Raw genomic sequence first — 11,629 nt, forward strand, 5'->3', positions numbered from 1 at the left:
TAGCTATTCTTATGAACGGTAAAAGGGTATTATGTTAAAAATTAAGTTTGAGAACCTTTTGGTTATTTTGGTCTTATCGGTAATTGTAGGGTACGATGTTATTATGACTTCGGTTCTAAATAAAACTCTCCCTCAATTACCAACTATTCTCTTGATTGGTGTTGCATTGGTGTTGTCACTAAGATTTTTATTCATTAAAAATTTTAGTATATCATTCATTGTTTCAGGAATTCTTTTAATCGTAACAAGTTTATGTGTCTTTTTACAAACTGGTGCTACCAATTTTCTTCTTTACTCATTATTGATTTTACTACTTTATGATGTTGATGTAGATGTTATTTTAAAAACTTACGTGTTTATTGCTGGTTCAATTGTCATAGGTATATTCTTACTTTCAATAATTGGTCTTCTACCAAATTTACAATTTGCCCAAGTTAGATCTTCTGGTTTAGTTATAAGAAATTCATTTGGCTTCATTTATCCTACAGATTTTGCCTCACACTGTTTTTATTTGTTTATTGCTTGGGGATATTTACTTAGAGAAAAGTATATTTGGCTTAGGGTGGCAGTTGGAGTAGCTTTATCAGCCTTTATTATCAAATTTTGTGATGCTAGATTGAATTCTATGTCTATTTTGATAGCTGTAATTATTTTTTTAGTAATGTACTATACTAAAGAAAAGAAATTTAAAGTTTATTACATACTACCCTATTCTGCGGCAATTTTTTCATCATTGATGTTTTATTTGTCTTCTCATTTTTCTTTTTCTTCCCCATTTTTTGTTAAGTTGAACGATTTCTTCAGTATGAGACTTTTTTTGGGTAAAAATGCCCTTGATACATACAAGTTACACCTTTTTGGAACTAATAATGTAAAATTTATTGGTTATGGTGGTACTACAGAGTCAGTACTCAGTTATAATTATGTTGATTCCTCTTATATTCAAATGTTATTCTACTATGGAATTGTTCCTGTAGTCTTACTTGTATTAGTTTATGTTTTATCATCCAGGAGATTTTTACAAAGAAGGTAAAATGTTATTTCTATCATTACTTTCTTTAATAACTATTAATTGTATGATAGAAGCATTTTGGATTAGACCAGGATACAACATCTTCATGTTTACATTATTTGCAAGTTTAATTTCGATAAAAGAAATAAACGATGAGGAAAATAAAATAGAGATACTATAAATGAAAGTTTTAAAGAATTACGCCTATAATCTTTCCTACCAATTATTGGTCATTGTGTTACCAATTATTACGACACCTTATGTAACTAGGATTTTTAGTTCTAAAGATTTAGGTACCTATGGTTACTTTAACTCTATTGTTACCTACTTTATTCTCTTAGCGACCTTAGGAGTTGCTAACTACGGGACCAAGGAAATTTCTAGTAATCGTAAGGATATTCGGAAAAATTTCTGGGGTATTTATACCCTCCAATTGATTGCCACTTTTTTGTCACTTCTTTTGTATGCGCTCTTGTGTTTATTTTTGCCAGCAATGCAAAACATGGTGGCTTATATCCTTGGGCTTAGTTTAGTATCTAAAGGAATGGATATTTCTTGGTTGTTCCAAGGTTTGGAGGATTTTCGTCGTATTACGGCAAGAAACACAACGGTTAAACTCTTAGGAGTTATTTCCATTTTCTTATTTGTAAAAACTTCTGGCGATTTATACCTCTATGTGTTCCTACTAACCTTTTTTGAATTACTAGGACAATTAAGCATGTGGCTCCCAGCAAGGCCATATATTGGTGAGCCTCAATTTGATTTGTCTTTTGCTAAGAAGCATCTTAAGCCAGTTATTTTACTGTTCTTGCCTCAGATTGCTATTTCACTTTATGTGACTTTGGACCGTACTATGTTGGGGGCCTTGTCATCGACAAATGATGTAGGGATTTATGATCAGGCTTTGAAAATTATTAATATTTTATTGACGTTGGTGACTTCATTGGGAAGTGTAATGCTTCCAAGGGTATCTGGTCTTTTGTCTAGTGGAGACTATAAGGCTGTTAACAAGATGCATGAATTCTCTTTCTTGATTTATAATCTCGTCATTTTCCCAATTATTGCTGGTCTCTTGGTTGTCAATAAAGACTTTGTTAGTTTTTTCCTAGGAAAGGACTTCCAAGCAGCTAATATTGCCATTGCCATCATGGTCTTTAGGATGTTCTTTATTGGTTGGACAAATATCATGGGAATTCAGATTTTAATTCCGCATAATAAGCACCGTGAATTCATGCTTTCTACAACGATTCCAGCATTTGTTAGTGTGGGACTTAACCTTTTATTGATTCCACCATTTGGTTTCATTGGTGCTTCCATTGTTTCCGTTCTTACAGAAGCTTTGGTTTGGGTGATTCAGTTTAATTTTGCAAGAAAATTTTTGAAAGATGTTTCTATCCTTCCTGCTATGTCTAAAATTATCATTGCATCAGTTGTGATGTATCTTGGACTTTTTGTCTTTAGAACCTTTGTTCAATTTAAACCTATGCTAAACGTAGCAGTAGATGGTTTTGTTGGAGCCATCATTTATTTAATTTTGATTGTTGTCTTACGTGTCCTTGATGTGAGAGACTTGAAGCAACAGTTAATGAAAAACTAAGGAGTAAACTATGTACGATTATCTTATTGTTGGTGCTGGATTATCTGGCGCTATATTCGCACATGAAGCTACAAAACGTGGCAAAAAGGTAAAAGTGATTGACAAGCGTGATCACATCGGTGGTAATATCTACTGTGAAAATATTGAAGGCATCAATGTTCATAAATACGGTGCTCACATTTTCCATACGTCCAACAAAAAAATCTGGGACTATGTTAACCAGTTCGCTGAATTCAATAACTATATTAATTCTCCAGTAGCTAACTACAAGGGTAGTCTTTACAATCTTCCTTTCAACATGAATACCTTCTATGCTATGTGGGGGACAAAGACACCTCAAGAAGTTAAGGACAAGATTGCAGAACAAACAGCTGATATGAAAGATGTTGAGCCAAAGAATCTTGAAGAACAAGCTATCAAGTTGATTGGTCCAGATATCTACGAAAAGCTAATTAAGGGCTATACAGAAAAGCAGTGGGGACGTTCTGCTACAGACCTGCCTCCTTTCATCATCAAGCGTCTTCCAGTTCGCTTGACCTTTGATAACAACTACTTTAATGACCGTTACCAAGGTATTCCAATCGGTGGTTACAATGTCATCATTGAAAATATGCTTGGCGATGTGGAAGTAGAACTTGGGGTTGATTTCTTCGCCAACCGTGAAGAACTGGAAAGTTCAGCTGAAAAGGTTGTCTTCACAGGCATGATTGACCAGTACTTTGACTATAAACATGGAGAGCTGGAGTATCGTAGTCTTCATTTTGAACACGAAGTCTTGGATGAAGAAAATCATCAAGGAAATGCCGTGGTCAATTACACAGAACGTGAGATACCTTACACTCGTATCATTGAGCACAAGCACTTCGAGTATGGTACGCAGCCTAAGACTGTCATCACCCGTGAATATCCAGCAGATTGGAAACGTGGAGATGAACCTTACTATCCAATCAATGATGCTAAAAACAATGCTATGTTTGCCAAGTACCAAGAAGAAGCAGCTAAAAATGACAAAGTCATCTTCTGTGGGCGACTAGCAGACTATAAATACTACGACATGCACGTAGTCATTGAGCGTGCCTTAGAAGTCGTAGAGAAAGAATTTAGTAAATGACAGAAGAAAAAATTGATATCGTTGTCCTCTGGGTAGATGGCAGTAACCCGGAGTTTATCCGTGAGAAACAAGCTGTTTCCGGTCGAGTTTCAGATTGGAACCAAGAAGTTGATGGAGAGCAACGTTATCGTGACTATGGTATTTTTAATTATTGGTTTCGAATGATTGAAAAACATGCTACTTGGGTAAATAATGTTTATTTAATCACTAACGGACAAAAACCTGACTGGTTGAACTTGGAGCATCCAAAACTTAGATGGATTACTCATAAGGAATTTATGCCTGAAGAGTACCTACCTACCTATAATTCTGCTGCTATTGAACTTAATCTCCATCGCATTGAAGGATTATCGGAGAATTATTTGTATTTCAATGATGATATGTACTTGATTAAAGATAGCCACCCTTCAGATTTTTATAAAAATGGTCAACCTAAGCTTTTAGCGGTGTATGATGCCATAGTTCCTTGGTCACCATTTACAAATACTTATCTCAATAATGTTGAGTTGATTTATCGTCATTTTCCAAATAAAAAAGCTTTAAAGTCGTCTCCTTGGAAGTTTTTTAATTATCGCTATGGGTTTTTGGTTCTGAAGAACTTGCTACTCTTACCATGGGGGCCGACGGGCTATGTGAATCAGCATTTGCCTGTACCGATGAAGAAGAGTACTTTGTCACATTTGTGGGACATTGAAGGTGAGACTTTGGATAGAACATCCAGAAATAAGATTAGAGATTATGGGGTGGATGTCAATCAATACATCTGTTCTAACTGGCAAATTGAAAGTAATCAATTTTTCCCCATGTCAAAAAATTTCGGAGAAACAATTGGTTTAAATCAAGTTGATAAACTTGATAGAATCTTTAAAGATAAGCATAAAAGATTACTTTGTGTGAATGATGATGGTGACTTTAATGAAGAAAACCTCATTTATTTTAAGCAAATCTTAAATGAATACTATCCTAAAAAATCAGCTTATGAAAAATGAGAAGTAAAAGATGAAATACTATTTAAAAGAAGAATTTTTACACGACAATAATGCTAAAAATGCGGGAAATAAAGCACGTAATGACGTTGAAGTGATTTTAAATGACCTAGGTTATGCCCCCTTAAAAGTTATAGTTGATGACTGGTATAAAATGAATGTTCTTAATGCTCAGATTCACAAATATAGAGCACTTTTGAGAGCCTTTAAACGCTTAAAGAAAAATGATGATATTGTGATACAATTTCCCTTGTTACATCATTCTTTGTTCATTAACAGTCTACTAAAATCTCTTAAAAATAAAGGTGTTAACATCTATCTGCTGATTCATGATTTAGAGACCTTGCGTTTTGTAAATGACAAGACTCTCCCCTTCAGAATGAAGTTGCGGATGAAATTAACGGAAAGTGATACATTTCATAGTGTAACTGGCATTATTGCCCATAATCCTATTATGAAGTCGGTTTTGGTGGATAAAGGAGTGGCGGAAGATAAGATTGTCAGTCTTGGTATTTTTGACTATTTGATTCCAAATTTCCAAGAAAAGATAGGTCTCACTAAAAATCAGCCAATTATTGTGGCTGGTAACTTGGAACAAGAAAAAGCTGGCTATCTTTACTCACTTCCAAAAGAACCTGCTTATAACCTTTATGGTGTAGGTTTTGATGAGAGTAGAGCGCTTGAAAACGAGACCTACTTTGGTTCTTTCCTACCTGATGAGCTTCCTGCAGCCCTAAAGGGTGGTTTTGGTCTTGTCTGGGATGGAAAAAGTGCTGAGACCTGTAGTGGTGTCTTTGGTGAATACTTACGTTACAATAATTCTCACAAAGCTTCGCTATACTTGGCATCAGGCTTCCCACTTGTGGTGTGGAAACAGTCGGCCTTGTCACATTTTGTACTTGAGCAGGGCTGCGGTATTGCAGTAGACTCTCTTTATGATTTGAAGGCTACCATTGAAAATCTCTCAGAAGACGATTACCAAACCTTAATTAAAAATTCCAAGCGTGTCGGTCAGGAGATTCGTGACGGTCACTACCTAATTACTGCGCTTAACAATTTAAAGTAAAATAAAACTCCTCATTTTGTGAGGAGTTATTGTATTATTTAGAAACCTCAAACTGGTACTGGGTTCCTGGAACTTTCCCATTTGAGTAGATAGCTTTGATATAGTCGTCATATGTGATTGACTTAGATTTTCCAGCTTTTACAAGCTCTGGATCTCGCCAGATATTTGGATCAGTGGCGTTGCTATCACGCTTGGCGAGATAGAGGTACTCAATATAGGTTCTGTCATCAACAAAGGCACCAGCAACCTTTTCTTTACCATTATCAGATCGCGTATACATACGAGTTGTACCACCTCCGTCGAGTAGGAAGGCAAGGCGAATATTTGAGTAACCTAAATCTTTCAAAAGGTGATAAACGTCTTCGTGATTTAATCCTTTATTGATAGACTTGTGGCCGTAGGTTTGAATAATACGGATAATGCCATCATAGGTCTCTACATAAATAGAGCGTGCATTAGGTTGGTCAGGATCACCTTTCTCCCATGACTTGTCAACCTTTTTATCTTTAATGAGTATACCAAAGGCGCCGGTATCCCAACCGTTGCTTCCCATATGTGTGAACATTTTGGCTGTATCTATATTTGGGTAGGTTCCTGCACTGATATTGTTTTGATCATCGCCATAAAGAAGGCCAGTTTTGCCAAGTTCGATTTCTTTTTGAGCGAAAGGACGATCTAGACCTTCATAAGACCAAAATCCTGAGTTAATCAGAGCAATGGCTTCACGACGTTTAGCTTCGTACTTAATACTTTGCTCTGTGAGTTTAGGGTTATTATCTTCAGTTCTTCCTTTTTGGAGGACGTATTTTCCGTCTTTTTTAAAAGAAAGGATTTGCATGTCTACATTTTTAATACTACCAGTCTCTAGAAGGATTGATTGATCTAGTAGTTCCTTATTTTTGATGGTGAAGCTCAATCCATCCTTATTAGACGGCATGGAGAGCTTTTTTATATCCCGTTGATTAAAGTAAATAGTGACATAGAGTAGTCCAGCCACGACACCTGTTAAGATTAGAAGAATAAGCACTATTCTTAAAATATTTTTCAATTTCATACTATTATTATAAACAATCCAGGCTAACAAAACAATCTAATTCTTTCTAAATTTGAAAAAATAAGAATATTTTTCTGCAATAATACTGGAAAGCGTTTTCTAAAAGGACTATAATAGAGGTGAATCAGTCATGGGTGTAATCACTACCATGGCTTTGCCATTTTCTGAAGGAGTGTCTTTTATTAGATGCCATGCTAGTGTTTAATAGTATACCTAAAGATACACAAGGCTTCTTCAGTTTATGAATCCGATTTCTGCTTTAGAGGTGATAATATGAAAGAATTTTATTTGATGAGACATGGGCAAACACGTTTTAACGTTCAGCATAGGCTTCAAGGGGTCTGTGATGCTCCTTTGACGGAAGTTGGAATCGAACAGGCTAAGAAGGCAGGCCAGTATCTAGCTAAGCAAGAACCAATTTTTGACCATCTCTTTTCTTCAACATCTGAGAGAGCTAGTGATACTCTAGAAATTGTAACTGGCCGAACAGACTATGAAAGGCTTAAAGGGCTTAAAGGACAGGATTTTGGAGCCTTTGAGGGGCAGCCAGAGTATCTGCTTCCGAAACCTTTACCAGATGGTCAGGGGTTTGGAGATTACTTTCTTCAATTTGGTGGTGAGAGCACTACTCAGGTTCGGGATCGTATGGAGTTGACGGTTAGAGCCATCATGGAGAGTGTGGCTGAAGATTCTAAGTCCTTACTGGTTAGTCATGGTCCATCTATTTTACAGTTTTGTAGACGTGTTTTAGATCCGACTCCAGAATTACGTGGTCTAAAAAATTGTTGTATCTTACATTTTACTTATGATCAAGGTCAATTTGCATTGGTTTCGATTTATAATCCGGTAGAGGAAGAGTATATTTTCGGAGGCGAAGAATGACACGGTTTTATTTGATGCGACATGGGCAAACACTTTTTAACACACTCAATCGTATCCAAGGTTGGTGCGATTCCCCTTTGACCGAAAAGGGGAGAGACCAGGCACGTCAGGTTAGGGTTTATTTTCAAAAACATCATATAACCTTTGACCAGTATTATTGCACGACAACGGAGCGGGCATCTGATACTTTGGAGTTGGCGACAGGACAGACTAACTATCATAGGGTAAAGGGCCTTAAGGAAATGAATTTTGGTATTTTTGAGGGTCAACCTGAATATCTTCACCCCAAGACAACTATTGTAGGGAATTTTGGTGACCATTATGCTCAGTTTGGTGGGGAAAGTCAGGACCAATTTGTTGCTCGTGTGTTGAAAAGTGCTAGGGAAATAGTTGATAAACATCCCGATCAATCCATCTTGGCTGTTAGTCATGCTGGGGCTTTGATGACTTTTTTACATGCTGTGGAGCCAGAGCGTGCGTTTCAGTCTTGTCCAGGTAATTGTGCCATCTTAGTTTTCGATTATGATGGGACTGACTTTCACTTTATCAAACTCATCGATCCAATAGCTGATCAAGAGTTTTCGAATTTCTAGAAGCTTTCTCATGTCAAAGATAGTAAGATGCCCTTTCTTAGTGTATAATGAAAGGGTATCTTAAATTTTGGAGTATCTATGAAGTTTACAAAGAATCAATTTATTTGGTTGGCTGTCCTTTTTTTCAGTTGTTTTTTGATATACACTTACTGGGAAACAGTTGTTTCAATTTGTAACACGATTTTTGTTGCCAGCCAGCCCTTCTTGGTAGGAGCAGGAATAGCTTTTGTGGTCAATATCTTGATGTCTTTTTATGAAAAATGGCTAGTCAAGCTTGTTCCTTTTACTTTTACTCATAAAATCAAACGCCCCGTTTCTTTGCTTTTAGCCTTTGCGACCATTGGTTTAGTCTTTACCTGGGTAGTCTTTACCGTTCTTCCAGATTTGATCGATAGTATCAATACACTGATTAGTCAAGATAGATCGGCTATTAATAACTTGATTAATTGGTTGCTAAAAAATAAGTCTTTGCAAAAAGTTATTCAAGATTTTGGTGGTGTGACTCAGGTTAGAGAGCTGATTAATACTTACAGTGCACAATTACTTCAACAGATTATGAATGGTTTGACAAGCTTCTTAACGTCATTAACGAGTTTACCGTCAACCTTGATTAACCTCTTTATCAGTATCGTCTTTTCTTGCTATGTCTTGGCTGGCAAAGAAAAACTTGGTAATCAGGTCAATCGCTTGGTAGAGGTTTATTTAGGTCGTTTTGGTAAGACGTTCCATTATGTCGTTGGGATTCTCAATAATCGTTTCCGTAATTTCTTTGTTTATCAGTCTCTTGAGGCATGTATTTTGGGGACTTTATGTTATATTGGGATGCGTATCTTTGATTTCCCATATGCTGCGACTATCTCTATCTTGATTGGATTCTCAGCTATGATTCCAGTTGTGGGAGCCTACATTGGTGTGACGATTGGTACCATTTTGATTATGACCCATTCAGTGACTTTGGCACTTTTGTTTATTGCTTATGTGGTTATATTGCAACAGTTCGAGGGAAATCTCATCTATCCCTATGTTGTTGGTGGTTCTACTGGTCTGCCTGGTATATGGGTTATCTTCGCCATCACCATCGGATCAGCCTTAGGTGGCATCCTAGGTATGCTGGTTTCTGTGCCAGTAGCTGCGACCCTTTATCAGATTGTTAAGGACAATGTGGTTAAACGTGAACAGGACAAGACAGCTAAGTCGCTTGAAACTAAATATTAAGTGAAACAGACTACGGTCTGTTTTTTGGTACGCTTGACTAAACATCGTCAGCAACAAGGATAGTTGTGTTGGATCGTCTATATTATAAAGTATTATGATACTACATTGATATAATTGGTTTTTGGTCTTATTAATAGAATATCTAGTATTTAGATACTATTTACATATAATGGATTTTCTTATCTGATTCACACAATTTTCAAAAAAATGCTAGAATAAAACTATCAAGATTTTCCTATCTTTCCGAAGAAATAGTGGAAGTATTACTTACGTGCAGAAATTAAGAATTTATAAATGTGTTAAGGATAAGGTGTGAGATATGATAGAATCAACAAGACCTGAGCTTTTGACTTATCAAGAAGAACGGTTAGCTAAATTTGTGAGTGACAATCAAAAACTTGGCAAGGGTCAAATAGTGTTTACTGGAGACTCGATTACAGAATTTTTTTCCTTGAAAAAATATTTGGGAAGAGACCTCCCTTTGATTAATCGTGGAATTGCAGGAACAGATTCCGTTTGGCTCTTAGAGCATCTTAAAGAGCAGGTTTTAGATTTAGAGCCTGATAAATTAGTCATCTTGATTGGTATTAACGACATTGGACGAGGCTATCCTATTCGAGATATCGTCAATCGTATTTCGAATATGGTTATGGCAGTTCGTCAAGAATCACTTTCAACAGAGATTTATTTGCTGAGTGTCTTTCCAGTCAGTGAAAGGTCAGAGCATCGCTCAAAGGTAAAAGTAAGGAATAATACAACGGTTTCTGAGCTCAATCAAGAACTTGCTGTTCTTCCTGGTGTGACCTATGTGGACCTTTTTGACTATCTAGTGGATGATCAAAGTCAGTTAGATGAGAAATATACAACTGATGGTCTTCATTTAACCCCATTAGGCTATCAAGCCATAGCAGAACCAATCATAAAGGAGATTTTAGAATGAGGGTAGGTTTAGTCCTGGAAGGAGGAGGCATGCGTGGCCTGTATACAGCTGGTGTTTTAGATGCCTTTTTAGAGGCTGGTATCAAGGTTGATGGGGTAGTTTCAGTGTCTGCAGGGGCGCTTTTTGGTGTCAATTACTTGTCCAATCAACCTAAGAGGGCATTGCGCTATAACAAGCGTTTTATGGGAGACCGGCGTTACATGAGTTTCTGGTCCTGGTTAACAACTGGTAACTTTGTTAATAAGGAATTTTCCTACTATAAGGTGCCAATGGAACTAGATGTTTTTGATCAGGAGGCTTTTGCTGAGTCAGGGGTTCCTTTTTATGTGGTTACTACAGATATTGAGACAGGTAAGCCAGACTATATCAAGATTGACCATGTCTTTGAACAAATGGAAGCTCTTCGTGCCAGTTCCGCCCTCCCCTTGGTTTCTGAGATTGTAGACTACAAGGGTAAGCGTTATATGGATGGTGGCCTCTCTGACAGTCTCCCTGTAGGTTTTATGGAAAACTTAGGCTTTGATAAGCTTATTGTCATTCTGACTCGTCCTAAGGGCTATCGTAAACAGCCTTCAAAAACCAGCAAGAGACTCTACAAGATTTTTTATCGAAAATACCCGGAATTTGTGAATGTGGCTTCAAACCGCCATCTTCACTATAATAAGAGCATTGAGAAAATTGAGGCTTTGGAAAAATCTGGAAAACTGTATGCCATCCGTCCAGAACGTGCCCTTAAAGTCGGGCGTTTAGAAAAAGATCCAGAAAAGTTTGAAGCCATCTATCAAGAAGGGCTGAAACAAATGCGAACCAATATTGATGATCTCAAAACATTTCTTCAAGACAAGTAAAAAACGTGCCATTGCGCACGTTTTTTTGGCTCTATAATTTCTGTAGTGGGTAAAACCACCATAGAGATTATAGAGCTTTTTGAATGCAGACAAAAAGTCCCATAAGAACTATAATGAAAAGCAACCAAACCATCATTAGGAAGAACTTATGAGACTTATTAAGAATACCACAGAATTAATCGGAATTAAAGACCCAAACATCATTATTTCTCTTGTTTTTGAAAAAGATACCTACATCGAGGTTCAAGCAACACTCGATTACCCTGCACCACCATGCCCTCACTGCCAAGGAAAGATGATCAAATATGACTTTCAAAAACCTTCT

Annotated in this window: 10 protein-coding genes and 2 pseudogenes; 11 read left to right on the plus strand and 1 reads right to left on the minus strand. The window is 36.8% G+C overall.

The window, feature by feature from the left end; genetic code table 11:
• The first annotated feature begins 31 nt into the window (after positions 1-31).
• The 5 genes and pseudogenes from HMPREF0848_RS03095 to HMPREF0848_RS03115 all read left to right on the plus strand — a co-directional run bounded on the left by HMPREF0848_RS03095 (position 32) and on the right by HMPREF0848_RS03115 (position 5,772).
• A pseudogene (locus HMPREF0848_RS03095) lies at positions 32-1,193 on the plus strand (polysaccharide polymerase).
• On the plus strand, positions 1,194-2,609 hold the full coding sequence (locus HMPREF0848_RS03100) for a flippase (protein ID WP_008534559.1): 1,416 nt from the start codon (positions 1,194-1,196) through the stop codon (positions 2,607-2,609).
• Between the two features lie 10 nt (positions 2,610-2,619).
• Positions 2,620-3,720 (plus strand): UDP-galactopyranose mutase, encoded by a 1,101-nt coding sequence (gene glf / locus HMPREF0848_RS03105; RefSeq protein WP_008534560.1) that lies wholly within the window; start codon positions 2,620-2,622, stop codon positions 3,718-3,720.
• The gene (locus tag HMPREF0848_RS03110) at positions 3,717-4,709 is read left to right on the plus strand and encodes a stealth family protein (protein ID WP_008534562.1); all 993 of its coding nucleotides are present in this window, start codon (positions 3,717-3,719) and stop codon (positions 4,707-4,709) included. Before glf ends, HMPREF0848_RS03110 begins: the two co-directional genes overlap by 4 nt.
• Positions 4,710-4,719: 10 nt before the next feature.
• Positions 4,720-5,772: a hypothetical protein gene (locus HMPREF0848_RS03115; protein ID WP_008534564.1), complete on the plus strand. Its 1,053-nt coding sequence runs from the start codon at positions 4,720-4,722 to the stop codon at positions 5,770-5,772.
• A 34-nt stretch (positions 5,773-5,806) separates the two neighbouring features.
• Here the strand turns inward: HMPREF0848_RS03115 and HMPREF0848_RS03120 are convergent, their stop codons facing one another.
• Positions 5,807-6,826, minus strand: a complete 1,020-nt coding sequence (locus HMPREF0848_RS03120) for a phosphodiester glycosidase family protein (RefSeq protein WP_198003202.1) — start codon at positions 6,824-6,826, stop codon at positions 5,807-5,809.
• A 273-nt stretch (positions 6,827-7,099) separates the two neighbouring features.
• On the opposite strand from HMPREF0848_RS03120, the gene HMPREF0848_RS03125 reads away from it, so the two are divergent.
• The 6 genes and pseudogenes from HMPREF0848_RS03125 to HMPREF0848_RS10610 form a co-directional block, all read left to right on the plus strand.
• Entirely contained in the window at positions 7,100-7,708 is a 609-nt protein-coding gene (locus HMPREF0848_RS03125; protein WP_008534568.1) for a histidine phosphatase family protein, read from the plus strand.
• Complete coding sequence (locus HMPREF0848_RS03130; protein ID WP_037608853.1) at positions 7,705-8,301, plus strand: histidine phosphatase family protein; 597 nt, start codon at positions 7,705-7,707, stop codon at positions 8,299-8,301. Before HMPREF0848_RS03125 ends, HMPREF0848_RS03130 begins: the two co-directional genes overlap by 4 nt.
• Positions 8,302-8,379: 78 nt before the next feature.
• On the plus strand, positions 8,380-9,516 hold the full coding sequence (locus HMPREF0848_RS03135) for an AI-2E family transporter (protein ID WP_008534570.1): 1,137 nt from the start codon (positions 8,380-8,382) through the stop codon (positions 9,514-9,516).
• Between the two features lie 319 nt (positions 9,517-9,835).
• Positions 9,836-10,456, plus strand: coding sequence for an SGNH/GDSL hydrolase family protein (locus HMPREF0848_RS03140; protein ID WP_037608855.1), 621 nt, complete (start codon positions 9,836-9,838; stop codon positions 10,454-10,456).
• A complete protein-coding gene (locus HMPREF0848_RS03145; protein ID WP_008534572.1) occupies positions 10,453-11,304 on the plus strand; it encodes a patatin-like phospholipase family protein in 852 nt (283 codons plus the stop codon). The genes HMPREF0848_RS03140 and HMPREF0848_RS03145 overlap by 4 nt, the downstream gene beginning before the upstream one ends.
• 148 nt (positions 11,305-11,452) lie before the next feature.
• Positions 11,453-11,629 (plus strand): annotated as a pseudogene (locus tag HMPREF0848_RS10610) (ISL3 family transposase); the annotation flags it as partial.

This window comes from Streptococcus sp. C150, assembly GCF_000187445.1.
Classification (GTDB): Bacteria; Bacillota; Bacilli; order Lactobacillales; family Streptococcaceae; genus Streptococcus; species Streptococcus raffinosi.